At 64.8% G+C, this 14,829-nt stretch carries 12 protein-coding genes; 3 read left to right on the forward strand and 9 right to left on the reverse strand.

The window, feature by feature from the left end:
- Window positions 1-161 precede the first annotated feature (161 nt).
- From ACZYR5_RS13085 to ACZYR5_RS13095, 3 genes are all read left to right on the forward strand, one after another.
- Entirely contained in the window at window positions 162-458 is a 297-nt protein-coding gene (locus ACZYR5_RS13085; RefSeq protein ID WP_489092873.1) for a DUF5629 family protein, read from the forward strand.
- Complete coding sequence (locus tag ACZYR5_RS13090; RefSeq protein ID WP_489092868.1) at window positions 451-1,620, forward strand: lactonase family protein; 1,170 nt, start codon at window positions 451-453, stop codon at window positions 1,618-1,620. Before ACZYR5_RS13085 ends, ACZYR5_RS13090 begins: the two co-directional genes overlap by 8 nt.
- A gap of 157 nt (window positions 1,621-1,777) precedes the next feature.
- Window positions 1,778-1,957 (forward strand): hypothetical protein, encoded by a 180-nt coding sequence (locus ACZYR5_RS13095; RefSeq protein ID WP_489092869.1) that lies wholly within the window; start codon window positions 1,778-1,780, stop codon window positions 1,955-1,957.
- Window positions 1,958-2,290: 333 nt separating this feature from the next.
- On the opposite strand, the gene ACZYR5_RS13100 is transcribed toward ACZYR5_RS13095, so the two are convergent.
- The 9 genes from ACZYR5_RS13100 to ACZYR5_RS13140 all read right to left on the reverse strand — a co-directional run bounded on the left by ACZYR5_RS13100 (window position 2,291) and on the right by ACZYR5_RS13140 (window position 14,821).
- Window positions 2,291-2,890 carry a glutathione S-transferase gene (locus ACZYR5_RS13100; RefSeq protein WP_489092870.1) on the reverse strand — a complete coding sequence of 200 codons (600 nt, stop codon included), beginning with the start codon at window positions 2,888-2,890 and terminating at the stop codon, window positions 2,291-2,293.
- Window positions 2,887-6,528, reverse strand: coding sequence for an AAA family ATPase (locus ACZYR5_RS13105; RefSeq protein ID WP_489092871.1), 3,642 nt, complete (start codon window positions 6,526-6,528; stop codon window positions 2,887-2,889). The genes ACZYR5_RS13100 and ACZYR5_RS13105 overlap by 4 nt, the downstream gene beginning before the upstream one ends.
- On the reverse strand, window positions 6,525-7,769 hold the full coding sequence (locus tag ACZYR5_RS13110) for an exonuclease SbcCD subunit D C-terminal domain-containing protein (protein WP_489092872.1): 1,245 nt from the start codon (window positions 7,767-7,769) through the stop codon (window positions 6,525-6,527). The genes ACZYR5_RS13105 and ACZYR5_RS13110 overlap by 4 nt, the downstream gene beginning before the upstream one ends.
- 191 nt (window positions 7,770-7,960) lie before the next feature.
- A complete protein-coding gene (locus ACZYR5_RS13115) occupies window positions 7,961-9,586 on the reverse strand; it encodes a BatD family protein (protein ID WP_489090397.1) in 1,626 nt (541 codons plus the stop codon).
- On the reverse strand, window positions 9,583-11,358 hold the full coding sequence (locus tag ACZYR5_RS13120) for a vWA domain-containing protein (RefSeq protein ID WP_489090398.1): 1,776 nt from the start codon (window positions 11,356-11,358) through the stop codon (window positions 9,583-9,585). Before ACZYR5_RS13120 ends, ACZYR5_RS13115 begins: the two co-directional genes overlap by 4 nt.
- Entirely contained in the window at window positions 11,355-12,431 is a 1,077-nt protein-coding gene (locus ACZYR5_RS13125; RefSeq protein WP_489090399.1) for a vWA domain-containing protein, read from the reverse strand. Before ACZYR5_RS13125 ends, ACZYR5_RS13120 begins: the two co-directional genes overlap by 4 nt.
- The gene (locus tag ACZYR5_RS13130) at window positions 12,424-12,918 is read right to left on the reverse strand and encodes a DUF4381 domain-containing protein (RefSeq protein ID WP_489090400.1); all 495 of its coding nucleotides are present in this window, start codon (window positions 12,916-12,918) and stop codon (window positions 12,424-12,426) included. The genes ACZYR5_RS13125 and ACZYR5_RS13130 overlap by 8 nt, the downstream gene beginning before the upstream one ends.
- Window positions 12,915-13,856 carry a DUF58 domain-containing protein gene (locus ACZYR5_RS13135; RefSeq protein WP_489090401.1) on the reverse strand — a complete coding sequence of 314 codons (942 nt, stop codon included), beginning with the start codon at window positions 13,854-13,856 and terminating at the stop codon, window positions 12,915-12,917. Before ACZYR5_RS13135 ends, ACZYR5_RS13130 begins: the two co-directional genes overlap by 4 nt.
- A gap of 5 nt (window positions 13,857-13,861) precedes the next feature.
- Window positions 13,862-14,821 carry an AAA family ATPase gene (locus ACZYR5_RS13140; RefSeq protein ID WP_027616549.1) on the reverse strand — a complete coding sequence of 320 codons (960 nt, stop codon included), beginning with the start codon at window positions 14,819-14,821 and terminating at the stop codon, window positions 13,862-13,864.
- Between the last annotated feature and the right edge of the window lie 8 nt (window positions 14,822-14,829).

Here is a 14,829-nt window from a genome sequence, read left to right on the forward strand (position 1 = left end):
TCCTTTCTGCGGCAAAAACGTGGGTGGGTTGCCAGCATGCAGCCCGTACCCAGCCTCGGTGCGATAGCACGCTACCGCCCTGGTTCTGGCCAAACGTGCCGGCCTTGGCCGAGCCTGCAATGGGGTATGATGGGCGCTTTCCCATGCACAGATTGATCGCCATGACTGCTGTAACCGACACCCTGCTCAACGCCCTGGAAACCTGCGACATGCTGGAGATCGACGGCCTGCACGCTTTCGATTTTTCATTGGACGAGGACGATAACCTGCTCATCGAGTGCATGGACGGTCGCGCCAACAAGCGCTGGGCGTTCAGCCCGGCCCAGGTCGAGGCGGCTGTATTCGACACCACCCTGCAAAGCTGGACCCTTTCCAGCGATGCCGGCGAGCATCGCCTGGTGTGCCTGAGCGCGTTCAGCGGCAGCAATGATGAGGACGACGAGCATGCGGATGCCTAAGCTCTGGCCTTTGTTGATGGCCGCAGGCGTCGGCACGATGAGCGGGCCGGTAGCCGCAAGTGACAGCCATCAGCTGTTGATCGGCAGCTATACCCAGGGCAGCAGCCAGGGCATTTATCGCCTCAGCTTCGACAGCCAGACGGGCCAGCTCGACACCACGCCGTTGCAGGTGATCCAGAGCGCCAACCCCTCGTGGCTGACCTTGTCGGCGGATCAGCGCTGGCTGTTCGCGGTCAATGAAAATGGCCCGGGGCAGCGCGATGTGGTAGGACGGGTCAGCAGCTTCGCCATCGACCCCAGGACCCGGCAATTGAGCCCGGTGAATCAGGTGCAGAGCCTGGGCAACGAACCAACCCATTCGAGCCTGAGCGCGGATGGACGCTACCTGTTCGTCAGCAACTATTCGGTGGCTGAAGATCCGGGCGGCAGCCTCGCGGTGTTGCCGGTCGATGCCGAGGGCCGGCTATCGCCACCGGTGCAACTGAGCAGCCATCCGGCGAGCCGGGTCAATCCCGAACGGCAGATGTCGGCGCATGTGCATTCGACGGTGTCCTCACCCGACGGCCAGTACGTGTTTGCCAACGACCTGGGGGCCGACCGGGTGTTTGTCTATCGCTACGAGCCCAAGGCCAACCCGGAGCATCCGCTGAGCGCGGCGACCCCGGCCTCGGTGCAACTGCCGCCCGGCAGTGGGCCGCGGCACTTGCTGTTCGGCGCCGATGGCAAGCACGCCTACCTGAGCATGGAGATGAGTGCGCAGGTGGCGGTGTTCGACTACCAGGCGGGGCAACTGACCCAGCGGCAACGGGTGGACCTGGCCGCCGGGCAGCCGGCAGCCAACAAGGCCGCTGCCGCGTTGCATGCTTCCAGGGACGGCAAGTTCCTCTACGTCAGCAACCGTGGCAGCGCCAATGAGCTGTTGGTGTTCGCCATCGATCCGCTCAGTGGTGAGCTGAAAGAGCTGCAACGGCGTTCGGTGGAGGGCGATCATCCGCGTGAGTTCAGTCTCGATCCGAGCGAAAAATTCGTGCTGGTGGCCAACCAGAAGAGCAACCAGATCGTGGTCATCGAGCGTGACCGGCAGACCGGTCTGCTGGGCAAGACCGTGCAGAAACTGCCGTTCGATGCCCCCAGCGACATCAAGTTCCTGAGCCCTCAATAAGACGGCAGGCCCCGGATAACGGGGCCTGCACCCTTGTATTAATCAGAGTGATAACGGCTACTGCTACAAAAGATTTCAAGCGCCCCACGCCTCGGGCGTAGTTTTGCTTCACGGCCTACACAGGCAAGCAAGCCAACTGCATACGAGGGTTACCGCCATGAATTTCAATCTCTTCTCCGTGATCGCCGCTTCCGCCATCTCCGCCAGCGTGGTCCTGCCAGCCGGTGCCAGCGTCGAAATCAACTCGAAAAAATCCGCGACCCAGAGCTACACCCAGAAGTATCTGCAGCAGAGTGCCAATTTTTATGCGGCGCTGGATCACAAGGGGCAGCATTGAGGGCAGATTTCGGCTGTGTTGCTGATGGCCTCTTCGCGAGCAAGCTCGCTCCTACAGGGGGTTGCAGTTACCGCAGATCTCGTGACCGACCATAAACCCTGTAGGAGCTAGCTTGCTAGCGAAGAGGCCAGTGCCTTCAACATCACTGTTGGATGACACACCGCCTTCGCGAGCAAGCTCGCTCCTACAGGGGGTTGCAGTTACCGCAGATCTCGTGACCGACCATAAACCCTGTAGGAGCTAGCTTGCTAGCGAAGAGGCCAGTGCCTTCAACATCACTGTTGAATGACACACCGCCTTCGCGAGCAAGCTCGCTCCTACAATTGATTTGCCCTACTGCTTGACCATCACCGCCGCAAACAACCCCGACTGCAACAACCCCTCCAACCAGGCCTGCACATGCCGATACGGCGTCTGCGCGAACCAGTCGCGGTCGACGTGGGCGAATTGGCGGATGAAGGGCAGCAGGGCCATGTCAGCCAGGCTCGGGTGGGCGGCCAGGAGATAATCCTGGCGCTGCAGTAATTCATCGAGCTTGCGCAAAAACACCTCGCCCTCGGCGCGGTAGTGTTCCATCGGCTGTTCGGGATAACGCTCGGCGTATTTGTAGCGATTGAGCAGCAGCTTGAACGACTGGTCGTTTTCCTCGATCAGTGCCGCCATCAAGGGGTGTGCATCCGGGTTGTCCTTGAGCAGCCAGTCTTGTGGATCGTGCTGCTGCAAGGCCCAGCGCATGATGTCCAGGCTTTCCTCCAGCACCCGCCCGTCAACGCTCAACACCGGCACCGTGCCCTTGGGCGACAGGGCGAGCATGGCGGCGGGCTTGGCCTTGAGGCTGACTTCGATGATTTCGACTGCCACCCCGCTGTAGCGCAAGGCGAGGCGGGCGCGCATGGCGTAGGGGCAGCGGCGGAACGAATACAGGGTGTTCATTTCACCTCCAGGGTGCTCAGGCCATTGCCCTGACGGCGGACCTGGATCTGCACCGGAATTCGCTCATGCATTTCCTGTACATGGGAGATCACCCCGACCTTGCGCCCCTGCGCCTGCAGGCCATCGAGGGCGTCCATGGCCAGTTGCAGGGATTCTGGGTCGAGGCTGCCGAAGCCTTCGTCGATAAACAGCGATTCGATTTTCAGCGTGCTCGAGGCCATCGACGCCAGCCCCAACGCCAGTGCCAGCGACACCAGGAAGGTCTCGCCGCCGGACAGTGAATGCACCGAGCGCAGTTCGTCACCCATCTCGGTGTCCATCACCAGCAAACCGAGCATGCTGCCGCCGCGCTTGAGCCGGTAGCGGCGCACCAGTTGGCGCAGTTGGGCGTTGGCGTGATGCACCAGCAGGTCGAGGTTGTAGGCCTGGGCGATCTTGCGGAACGTATCGCCGGTGGCCGATCCGATCAGCGCGTTGAGCCGCGCCCAGCGCTGCCACTCGTTGTAAGCCGCCTCGATGCGCTGGGCCAGGGCCTGATTGGCGTCCTGGCGGCGCTGGTCTTCGGCTTGTTGCGCGCGCAGTTCGGCGCAGTGCTGTTCGCGCTGGGCGTTGTCGTGCTGCAGCGCGGCCAGGGCACCGGCCAGTTGCTCGGCATCGAGTGCATCGGTCTGTTGCGCCTGGTGATCAAGCAAGCGTTGTTCACGCTCCTGCAGCAAGACCCTGGCCTGTTCGATGGCCGACTCACTCAACTGAAGTTGCTGGCGCAGCTGGCTGACCTGCTCGTCGCTGTAGCCCAGCAACTGCTCCAGGCCACCGTCGTCCAATTGCGGGTGCTCGGCCCGCCAGGCGGCGATGCGCGTGTCCAGCTCGGTGCTTTCGGCCTCCAGGCTCTGTTGGCGTTGCTGCGCGGCCTTGAGTTCGGCGGCCAGCTGAATCAGCTGACGGGCAACCTCGTGCAATTGCTGTTCGGCCTGGCCTTGCGCCTGACGCGCCTGTTCCACCGCCTGCTCCAGATGCTGCTGCCACTGTTCGGCACTCGGTTGTTCGCCCAGCAACGCACCCAGGGTATCCCGGGTGGCCTGCTGTTGTTCGGCAAGCGCCTGGTGCTGTTGCTGCGCGGCGTGCAATTGCTGGCTGCGGTGCAATTGCCGTTCCTGTTCTTTGTCCAGGTTGAGTTGGCGCTGCTGCTGCTCTTCCAGCTCCTCGCGTTGTTGCGCCAATTGCTCCAGGCGCTGGCTGACCTGCTGATCGAGCTGCATAAAGGTCGCGGCCGGTTCCTGGCGCAGCCCTACCATGATTTCGGCGGGCAGCAGGCTGGCAAAGGCCGCGAGTTCGTCTTCCAGGCGTTGGCGGTCGTTGCCCAGTTCCTGCTGCTGCAAACTCAGTTGTTGCGTCGCCTGCTGGCTGGCCTGTTCGGCACTCTGCAGGGCCTGGCTGAGGCGTGCAGCCTCCTGCTGCACGGTGAGCAGGGCGCTCTGGCGTTGTTCGTCCTGGGCGATGCGCTGCTGCAATTGCTGGTTCTGCTGGCTCAGCCAGGCCTCGCGACGCGCCTCGTCCTGAGCGAACAGTTGGGCAGCCAGCGGATGGGCTTCGAGCTCCGGGGTCAGGCCCTGTTGCTGGACGGCGAGCTGTTCCTGTTGCTGCAACAGTTCTTTCTGCTGGGCGATCAGGCCACCGACTTCGGCACGCAACTCGCCGAGTTTTTCCTTCAGTTGATCGACGGCCTGCTGGGCGTTGGCCTGCTCACTTTCATCATGCCGGCCGAGACTCTGCAGCAAGGCTTCGGGTTGATGATAGGGATGTTCGGCACTGCCACACACCGGGCAAGGCTGATCGTCCTGCAACTGTGCGCGCAGTTCTTCGACGCTGGCACTGCGGGCCAGGCGCTGGCGCTCCAGCAGTTCCCGGGTGACCTGCAGGGCCTGTTCGGCCAGGGTCAACTCGGCCTTGGCCTGCACGCCCTCACGGGTCAGGCGTTCGCGCTCGCCATGCACGCTGTTCAGGCGTTCCTGCAGCGCCTGGCCGCGGCTGTGCAGTTGCTGCTGACTGGCCCAGAGCCGACTCAACTCTTCTATCGCCCGCAGTTGCTTGCGGTTGTCCTGAAGCAGGCTGCCGAGGATCTGCACCTGCTCGGCGACCGCCGCCGGCTCGACATCGGCCTCGCTGTAGAGCACCGCCAGTTGCTGGCGTTGTTGCTCCAGGTGAGTGGCGCTGTCGCTGGCACGCTGTTGCAGGGCAAGCAGTTCGGCCTCGCCCTGTTTCAGCCGATTGCCCACCAGCATCAGCTGCTGCAGGCGCTCGCGGTGCAGGCGCCAGGCCTCGCGGACCGGCGCCAGGTGTTGGCTGTGCTCCAACTGGCTGGCGATGCTCGCCAGTTGCTCGGCGGCGTGCTGTTGCCGTTCGAGCATGTGCGCAATGGCCTGTTGGCCCTCGAGGCTGGCCTGTTCGGCGCCGTGCTTGTGTTCGGATGCGGTATTGATTGCCTCGCCCAGCCGCTGCAGGTTGGCTTGCTCGGCAAATGCCTGGCGCAGCCGCGGGGCACTGCTGCTGTGTTGCTCCTGAGCCTGGTGCAGCGTTGTCCTGGCGCTGGCCAGGACCCGTTCGAGTTCGCCCTGACGCGTCTGGAGCGTGCTCTGTTGGGCGCTGTGCTCGTGGATCTGTGCAGCCAACGGGCTCAGTTGCGCAGAGAGCTCGGCCTGCCGGGCAAACTGATGCCGTTGCGGTGCCAGGTGCTCCAAACGCTTGAGGTTCAGGCGGTCGGCGGCCTGGGCGTCGACCGCCTGTTGAGCGTGTTGCAGCTGTTCGCCGGCAGCCCGGTGCAGCGCCTGGATCTGCTGCAGCTCCTTGAGCCAGCTGTGTTGCAGCTCGAGCTGTTTGAGTTGCGCCTGGCCGTCCTGCAACTGTTGCTGGGCGTCAGTCAGACGTTGGTCGAGCTCGGCACGGGCCTCGGCCGCCAGCGGGGTAATGCCGCTGGCCTGGTCCTGCAGCAGCTTGTGGGCTTCGCGGGTTTCCTTGCTCTTGTCGAACGCGCGCTTGCCCAGGCGGGTGTAGAGCGCAGTGTCAGTGAGTTTTTCCAACAGCTCGCTGCGGTCGTTGTCGTCGGCCTTGAGGAAGGCGCTGAACTCGCTCTGGGCGAGCATCACCGCGCGGGTGAATTGCTCGAAGTTGAGTCCCAGCACCGCTTCGAGCTGGCTCTTGTATTCGCCTTTCTGGCTGGCCAGCAGTTGATCGGTGTCGAGGTCGCGCAGGCTCTGGCGACTAGCTTGCAGTTTGCCGTTGGCTTTTTCCCGGGCGCGGTTGGCTTCCCAGCGGGCGCGATAGCGACGACCGTCGATGCCGAGGAAATCGACTTCGGCGAAGCCTTCGCCGGTACCGCGACGCAGCAGGGTACGTGGGTCGCCGGTGGCTATTTCGCCGTCGGCGTCGGGCACCTTGGCGTCACGTCCGGTGTTGTTCAGCCGCGGCACGGCGCCGAACAGCGCCAGGCACAGCGCGTCGAGCAGGGTGCTTTTGCCGGCGCCGGTGGGCCCGGTGATGGCGAACAGGCCGGAGCTCGCCAGCGGCTCGCGGGTAAAGTCGATTTCAAATGGCCCGGCCAGGGAGGCGAGGTTCTTCAGGCGGATGGCGAGGATTTTCATGGCTGTTCGCTCTCCTGTTGCACGTCCTGCAGCAGTTGTGCGAAGTCCTTGAGGGTCTGCTCGTCGACAGCGCTGCCGTAGCTGTCCTGCCAGGCACGGCTGAACAGTTCGTGGGGCGTGAGCTGGTCCAACTCAATCAGTTGGCTGTTGTCGTCGCTGCCATCGCGGCTGCCGCTGCCGGCGTACTCGGCGGCAATACGCACCAGGCGCACGGCCTTGCCTTGCAGGGCGGTCTCGATTTGCTGGCGCAGGTCCGGTTGCGGCTCGTCGAGGCGCACTCGCACCTCCAGCCAGGGCTGACGCTGGACGTCGGCCAGCAGGTCGATGTCCGGCAGCTCCGCAAGCTGTCCGAGGATATCACTGAGCGGCGCCGGGCCCATGCGTTGCAGATTGACTGCGCGCGGGATCAGCCGCGGTTCGACACTGACCAGGGTCTCGCCGTCGAGGCGCACATCGAGGATCTGGTGCTGATAGCCGATTTCGGAAAACGACAGCGGAATCGGCGAGCCGCAATAACGGATGCGTTCTTCGCCGTTGACCTTCTGCGGCTTGTGCAGATGGCCGAGGGCAACGTAGCTGATGCTCGGGCCGAACAGGCTGGCGGGCAGGGCCTCGGCGTTGCCGATGATCAGGCTGCGTTCGGAATCCTCGGACACCGAGCCGCCGGCCATGTGCGCATGGCTGATGGCGATCAGCGCCTGGCCCGGCTGGCGTTTGGCGTTGGCCGCCTCGATCAGCCATTCGTGGACCTGGCCGATGCCGCGCAGGTAGTTGTCACCCAGATGGGCGCCGGTGACTTCGGCAGGACGCAGGAAGGGCAGGGCCAGGCACCAGGCAGCAATTGCCCCCGAATCATCGGGCAGGGGGATCAGCAGGCGTTCGGCATCCAGTTGCCCGTCATCGAGCCACAGCACGCGGCCCAGCGCGTGGGCACGCAAGCGGCGCATCAGCGGCGCGGGCAATTCGATCCGCGACCCGGAGTCGTGATTGCCGGAGATCATCACGATGGTCAGCAGCGGCTGTTGCTCGTGGGCGCTGACGATGAAATCGTAGAGCCGTTCCTGGGCTTTGACCGGCGGATTGACCGTGTCGAAGATATCGCCGGCGATCAGCAGGACGTCAGGTTTTTCCTGCGCCAGTTGACGCAGCAGCCAATCGAGGAAACAACCGTGTTCAAAGTCGCGTTCCTGGCCGTGGAGGTTTTGCCCCAGGTGCCAGTCGGAGGTGTGAAACAGACGCAAGGCGGACTCCGTTGAATTGATGAATGGGTGCGCTGTATGGGCAGCCTTTGTGGGCTTGTGGTCGATCACAATGTCTGCATCCACCTCAAATCCCTGTAGGAGCGAGCCTGCTCGCGATGAGGCCAGCACATTCAGCGTTGAATGAGCGGCCGCCATCGCGAGCAGGCTCGCTCCTACAGAGGCATATCCGATTATTTGGGGTACAAAGGCGGCAAGCTGCTGTCGCCCTGTGGCGCCTGGACCCCTTCGGCGGTAGGAATGGCGCGAATCGCGCGCCACAGCTCTTCGCCTTGCCAATACTGCCCGCTTTCGCTGTACAGCGCGCCGTTCAGGCCGTCCAGTGCATCGGACAGCGGTACGAAGCGCGCGGCCATGTCGGCCAGGGTTTCCGGTTGCTGGCGGGCCCAGGCGTCGAGGGCCTGGCGGGTGGCTTGTGGGTCGTTGGCCAGGCTGGCGCGCTTGAGGTCGTCGAGCACCGTGCGCGGGCTCGGGCCGGTCTGCGCCGCGCGCAGAATCGCCGGTTGCCAGCGCGCTCGCCACCACAGGCCGAAGCCCAGTGCGGTGGTGCAGGCGAGGATCAGCGTTGCGAGTTTCCAGTACCACAGCTCTTCACTGTCCACTGGGGTTTGCGCGCTCAAGTTGCCCGCCGGTGTGTCGACCATCAGGCTCGGGTTGTTGAGGATGTGCAGGGTGCGCGCCGGCAGGCTGCTGTGCTCCAGGCGATCTTCCTGGGTGTTCCACCAGACCACGTCCACCGCCGGTAACTCGATAGTGCCACTGCGGGTCGGTACCAGCGCTTCGCGGTCCTCGCGACTGCCGATCAAGCCATGATCCGTGTTCTGGTTGCTCATTTGTGGCTGGTCGGGATAACGCCGCAGGCCATTGACGTCAGTCGCCGGCAAGGGCGGCAGTTGCGAGCTGGCCAGGCCTTCGGCCTTGAGGGTCAGGCTGCGGGTCAGTGAGTCGCCGACCTGGCTGCGGTCAGGCTCCGGGCTCCAGCTTTCGCCCAGGGTCAGGTTGCGTGCCGGCAACCACGGGGTGTCGGCTGGATAGTCAGCCGGCTTGGCCTTGACGTTGAGGTGGTTTTCGGCGGAGGTGATGCGCAGCAGTTTGCCCGACTTCGGCCCCTGGCCTGACTGCGTGTCGACCAGCGTCGCGCTGAACACCTGGGGTGGAATGCTCAGCACCCCGCTGTGTTGCGGATAGATCGCATAGCGCACTTCGATCACGCCATGGCGCACGTCGTTGATCAGTTTTTCATAGGTGCGCGACTCGCCCAGTTGTTCGACGCGGGCCTCGGCTATCTGCAGCGGGGTGACGCTGCTGTCGTCGTACAGCGACACCGAGTGATAGACGCGCAAGGTCAGTATGGCCTGGGCCTGCACGTACACGGTGTCCTGGTCGAGGCTGGCTTCGATGAACACCGGTTCCAGGGTGCTTGGAGACTCCTGGACCTGGTCGGGCGCGACCTGAAGTTCGATCGGCTCGCTGCTGAATTCCCCCAGTTGCAGCGCCGGAATCACCACCGTCCCGGTCTGTTTGGGCAACAAGGTGATGATCCAGCGCGTGGTGGCCTGGGTTTCACCGTTGAGGGTGGTGGGCTGGTTGACCTGACGGGTGCCACGCACTTCGAACAACGGCTCCAGGCTGCTCAGGTCGGGCTTGCCGAACAGCGTGACGTCGCTGGATTCGAGGGTCAACTCGACCGTTTCGCCAGCGCTCAGTTGGCTGCGATCGACGCTGGCGCCCAGCCCGGCAGCCTGGGCATTGAAGGTCCAGAGCAACAGGCTGAGCGAGAGTGCGGTGAAGCGGGTCATCGAGTTTTTCCCTGATCCTGATGTTGTTGCTGTTCGTACCAGAACTTGCGCCTGAGCAGTTCACCCGGTTGATCGGGGATCTTGCGCAACCATTGTTCAAGGGCTTCGCGGTGTTCGCCATCAAGGTCGACATCGGCGTCGCTGATCGGCGGCACGGTGGTCTGCTCATCCCCCAGTTCGCTGCCCGGTACTTCATTATCGCCCGGTTGGGGCGGCTGCTCGGTCGCGCCTGGCGGATTCGCCGGGGTGTCGTTTTCGTGTGTGGCGGGTGGCTCGCCTGGCTCGGTCTGGCCCTCGGTCGGGGTTGTTTCGCTGCCCGGCGGTTCGCCGGTCGAGCCGGGCGGCGAGGCTTGCTCGGCGGCTTGCGCGGGTTGCTCTTCGGGCGGCGTCTCCTCGACGGCTGGTTGCGGTTGGCTCTGTTTGAGCAGGGCTTCCACCAGGGCCTTGTTGGTCAGCGCCGGGCGCAGGTCGGGTTGCAATTCCAGGGCCTGATCGTAGGCATCCAGGGCGGCCTCCAGTTCACCGCTGCGGGCCAGCGCATTACCGCGATTGTAGTGGGCGCGAGCGTCGCCGCCCTGGGCGAATCGCTCGGCGGCCGCCGCATACTGGCCGGCCTCATAGAGTGCCACACCTTGCCATTGCGGGTCTTCGAAGTGCTCGGCGGCGGCCAGCGGCTGTTTCTGCTTGAGCAGGCGCAGGCCCTGCTGGTCCGCGCGCAGCCACAGGTCGTTGAACTCGAAGGCGTAGCTCGGTTGCGGCAGCAGAAACAACAGCGGCAGGCACAACAGCCAGCCACGTCGCCCGCCGCAGGCGGCCAGCAGCAACAGCGGCAACAGCAGCCAGTAGCCCTGGTCGGCCCAGGTGTCGAGGCGCAGAGTCTGGCCATCGTCGCGCACGCTGTGGGGCGCATCGAACAGGCCGAGGCTGCGCAGGTCGCTGTCATCGACCCGGGCCTGACGATAGCGGCCGCCCAGTTCATTGGCGAAGGCGCGCAGGGCCGGGCTGTCGAGACGCGGCACAAGGATTGCGCCTTGCTCATCCTTGAGGAAACTGCCGTCTTCGGCGGTAACCGGCGCGCCTTGCGCGGTGCCGATCCCCAGCATCAACCATTGCGGTGCCTGACCACGCAGGGCCTGGCGAATGCCCTGGCGTTCCTGCTCGCTGAGGGACGAGCCAATCAGCAGGATCCGGCCCTGGCCGAGGGCTCCGCGCTCGAGCAGGGTCAGCGCCTTGGCCACGGCCAGGTCGGCGCGATGGCCGGCCTCGGGCATGATCGACGGCTTGAGGGCTTCGAGCAGATTACGGCTGGTGGCCAGGTCATCCGACAGCGGCACCAGGGTGTGGGCGCTGCCGGCGTACACGACAATTGCAGTCTGCGCGTCGCTGCGGCTCTGCAACAGGTCGAGCAGCTTGCGCCGGGCTTGTTCCAGGCGCGTCGGCGCGACGTCGGTGGCGAGCATTTCCGGGGTCAGTTCGAGCAATACCACCAGTGGGTCGGCGGGCTTTTGCGCAGTCTGTTCGACTCGATCCCAGCCGGGGCCGAGCAGCGCCAACAACGCCAGCAGCCAGGCCAGGCCGAGGACAAGCCACGGCGCCTTGCTTTCGCGGCCACTGCCGCCTTGCAGCAGGGCAGCGTGAAAGGCTGGTGGCAGGATCATCTGCCAGCGCCCGGCGCGCTTTTGCCGGTGCCAGAGTTGCCAGAGCAACCAGCCGAGCACCGGCAACAACAGCAGCCAGAATGGACGGAACCAATGGGGCCAGAGGTCGATCATCGACGCCTCCGCAGCCGCAGGCGTTTCAGCCGTTCGCGCCAGTCAGGGTGCTGCTGGAGGAAATGCGAGCGGCTGAGCAGGCGTTGCAGCGGGTTGTGCGGCCAGCGCTCGCGCACCACCAGCAACAGACTCATCAGCAATGCGGCCGCCAGCGGCCAGCTGTACAAAGCCTGGGCCGGCCGGGCCTGGGTCGGTTGCTGGTTGACCGGTTCCAGTTGGTCGAGGGTCTGACGGATCGCTTCCAGCTCGGCGCCGTCGCGGGCGCGGAAATAGCGGCCACCGGTGGCCTCGGCGATTTCCTTCAGCGCCGGCTCATCGAGGTCCAGGCTCGGGTTGACGCCGAGAAAGCCCAGGGAACCGCTCTGCTCGGGATCGGCACCGATGCCGATCGGGTAGATCTTCACGCCTTCCTCGGCCGCCAAGCGGGCCGCGGTCAGCGGCGCGATTTCACCGCCATTGTTGGCGCCGTCGGTCACCAGGATCAGCACCCGGCTTTGTGCCGGACGCTGGCGCAAGCGCTTGAGCGCCAGGCCAATGGCGTCGCCGATGGCGGTGTTCTTGCCGGCGATGCCGATTCGCGCTTCGTCGAGCCAGACGCGCACGGTGCGCCGGTCGAAGGTCAGCGGTGCCTGCAGGTAGGCCTGGCTGCCGAACAGGATCAGGCCGACCCGGTCGCCATCGCGCTGCTCGAGAAAGTCCCCGAGCAAGTGCTGGACCAACGCCAGGCGACTGACGTCCTCGCCTTGCCATTGCATGTCGGGGAAGTCCATCGAGCCCGAGACATCCACCGCCACCAGCAGGTCGCGGCCGCTGGCGGCAATCGGCAGCGGTTCGCCGAGCCATTGCGGGCGGGCGGCGGCCAGCAGCAACAGGAGCCAGAGCAGGATGAACGGCGCCTGTTGGCGCCAGGTCGGCAGGTTGGCGCGGGCACGACGTCTAGCGAGCTGCTCGAGGTCGCCAAGGAAGCTGACCTTGAGCGCCGGTTCACCGCTGTCGGCGGCGGGCAGCAGGATGCGCATCAGCCACGGCAGCGGCAGCAAGGCGAAGATCCACGGCCAGGCGAACTCAAACATGTTTGCGAATCCAGGTGTCGATGGCCTGGGTCAGGCCGGCGATGGCCTTGTCATCGAGTTTGCATTCCGGTTTGTAGGCGCCCTCGACCAGGATCATCCAGCGCGTCAGGCCGGCTGCCGGGCAGCGGTTGTCGAGAAAGGCCAACCATTTGCGCCCGTTCAGGGTGTGGCTCTGGCTGTAGGGGTAGTCGTTGCGGCACAGGCGCTTGAGCAGGCCGTTGAGTTGCTGCAGCCAGGCTCCGGCGGGAGCGCCGTCGTAGGGTTTGGGCATCTGTGCCAGCTCCGCCAGCGCGGCAACGCGCAACGGATCCAGCGGCTGTTCGGCGCGCACCACGCGACGCTTGATCGGGATAAACCGGCGCAACTTCCACAGGCCGAAGCCCAGCAGCGGCAACAGGACCAGCAGCAGCCACCAGCCGGGTGCCGGTGGCCAGAACGGGATGGGCGGCGGGCTCATCAGCGGTTGCAGTTGTTCGAGGCCGTTCATTGGCTTTTACCTGGACGCTGTGGGTTCAGGTATTCGCGCAGTTGCTCGACCATTTCGCTCTGGGTGCTCAAGGGCATCAGCAGCACTCGCAGTTTTTGCGCCAGCAGTTCCCAGCGGGCGATGCGGGCTTCGGCCTGGGCGCGATAGGCTTGGCGCAAGTCGAAATTCAGGGTGTCGAGTTCCAGTTGCGCGCCGCGCTCGGCAAAACGTAGCAGGCCGGCCGCGGGCAGGGCGTGGTCGAGGGGGTCGGAGAGCGGCAGCAACAGCAGGTCGCAATGGCGCGACAGCAGGCTCAGTTGTTGCTCGGCGCCGTCCGACAGGGCGCGCTCGTCGCAAATCACGATCACCAGGCTGCCCGGGCGCAGCACTTCACGGGCGCGGCGCAGGGCCAGGCCGAGGTCGTCAGCGGCCGGCTCGCTTTCGGTGCTCAGGGTCTGGTTGACCCGCACCAGGCGGTTGAGCAGTTGCAGCAGGCTTTGCTTGCTGCGCCGTGGCTTGATTTCGTAGTGCTGGTTGTCGCCGTAGACCAGTCCGCCGACCCGATCGTTGTGACCCAGCGCGGCCCAGCCAATCAGGCTCGCGGCCTGGGCGGCCATGACCGACTTGAACATCAGCCCCGAACCGAAAAACAGCCGGCGGCTTTGCTCGACCATGATGAAGATCGGTCGCTCGCGTTCTTCATGGAACAGCTTGGTGTGGGGTTCCTGGGTGCGCGCGGTGACTCGCCAATCGATGGTGCGCACGTCGTCGCCGGCCTGGTAGACCCGCACCTGGTCGAAGTCGACACCGCGTCCGCGCAGCTTGGAGTGGTGCAGGCCAATCAGCGGGCTGCGCTGGCTGGGAGTGGAAAACAGTTGCACTTCGCGCACGCGGTGGCGCATCTCGATCAGTTCCGAGAGGCTGACGCGTATGCCAGGTTCCGCGGCCGGTGTGTTCATCGGGCTCAAGCGACGGCGACGACGTCGAGGATCCGCTGGACCACCCGATCCTGGTCGATCCCGGCGGCCTCGGCTTCGAAGGACAGAATGATGCGGTGGCGCAACACGTCGAACAGCACCGCCTGAATGTCTTCGGGGCTGACAAAGTCGCGCCCGGCCAGCCAGGCATGGGCCCGTGCACAGCGATCGAGGGCGATCGAACCCCGGGGGCTGGCGCCGTAGGCGATCCACTCGGCCATCTCCGGGTCGAACTTGCCCGGCGTGCGCGTGGCCATGACCAGTTGCACCAGGTATTCCTCCACGGCGTCGGCCATGTACAGGCCGAGGATTTCCTTGCGCGCGGCAAAAATCGCCTGCTGGCTGACCCGGCGTTCCGGCTTGGTTTCGCCATTCAGCGCTTCGCCACGGGCCTGTTGCAGGATCCGCCGCTCGACCGCCGCATCCGGAAAGCCGATTTTCACGTGCATCAGGAAGCGGTCGAGCTGGGCTTCGGGCAGCGGGTAGGTGCCTTCCTGCTCGATCGGGTTCTGCGTGGCCATCACCAGGAACAGCGGCGATAGATCATAGGTACTGCGCCCAACGCTGACCTGGCGCTCGGCCATGGCTTCGAGCAGGGCCGACTGGACCTTGGCCGGTGCGCGGTTGATTTCGTCGGCCAGTACCAGGTTGTGGAAGATCGGGCCTTGCTGGAACACGAAGCTGCCGGTTTCCGGACGATAGATTTCCGTGCCGGTGATATCGGCGGGCAGCAGGTCGGGGGTGAACTGGATGCGATGGAACTGCGCTTCGATGCCTTCGGCCAATTCCTTGATGGCCTTGGTCTTGGCCAGGCCCGGTGCGCCTTCGACCAGCATGTGGCCGTCGGCGAGCAGGGCAATCAGCAAACGCTCGATGAGCTTTTCCTGGCCGAGAATCTGCGCGGAGAGAAAGGTTCGCAGCGCCAGCAGCGCTTCACGGTGTTCCATCGTCGTGT

It is taken from the genome of Pseudomonas sp. F007 (assembly GCF_057814275.1).

Bases quoted from the DNA above. Each gene is read 5' to 3' on its own strand.
- ACZYR5_RS13085 (WP_489092873.1), top strand. From the start codon at position 162: ATGACTGCTGTAACCGACACCCTGCTCAACGCCCTGGAAACCTGCGAC.
- ACZYR5_RS13090 (WP_489092868.1), top strand. From the start codon at position 451: ATGCCTAAGCTCTGGCCTTTGTTGATGGCCGCAGGCGTCGGCACGATG.
- ACZYR5_RS13095 (WP_489092869.1), top strand. From the start codon at position 1,778: ATGAATTTCAATCTCTTCTCCGTGATCGCCGCTTCCGCCATCTCCGCC.
- ACZYR5_RS13100 (WP_489092870.1), bottom strand. From the start codon at position 2,890: ATGAACACCCTGTATTCGTTCCGCCGCTGCCCCTACGCCATGCGCGCC.
- ACZYR5_RS13105 (WP_489092871.1), bottom strand. From the start codon at position 6,528: ATGAAAATCCTCGCCATCCGCCTGAAGAACCTCGCCTCCCTGGCCGGG.
- ACZYR5_RS13115 (WP_489090397.1), bottom strand. From the start codon at position 9,586: ATGACCCGCTTCACCGCACTCTCGCTCAGCCTGTTGCTCTGGACCTTC.
- ACZYR5_RS13120 (WP_489090398.1), bottom strand. From the start codon at position 11,358: ATGATCGACCTCTGGCCCCATTGGTTCCGTCCATTCTGGCTGCTGTTG.
- ACZYR5_RS13125 (WP_489090399.1), bottom strand. From the start codon at position 12,431: ATGTTTGAGTTCGCCTGGCCGTGGATCTTCGCCTTGCTGCCGCTGCCG.
- ACZYR5_RS13130 (WP_489090400.1), bottom strand. From the start codon at position 12,918: ATGAACGGCCTCGAACAACTGCAACCGCTGATGAGCCCGCCGCCCATC.
- ACZYR5_RS13135 (WP_489090401.1), bottom strand. From the start codon at position 13,856: ATGAACACACCGGCCGCGGAACCTGGCATACGCGTCAGCCTCTCGGAA.
- ACZYR5_RS13140 (WP_027616549.1), bottom strand. From the start codon at position 14,821: ATGGAACACCGTGAAGCGCTGCTGGCGCTGCGAACCTTTCTCTCCGCG.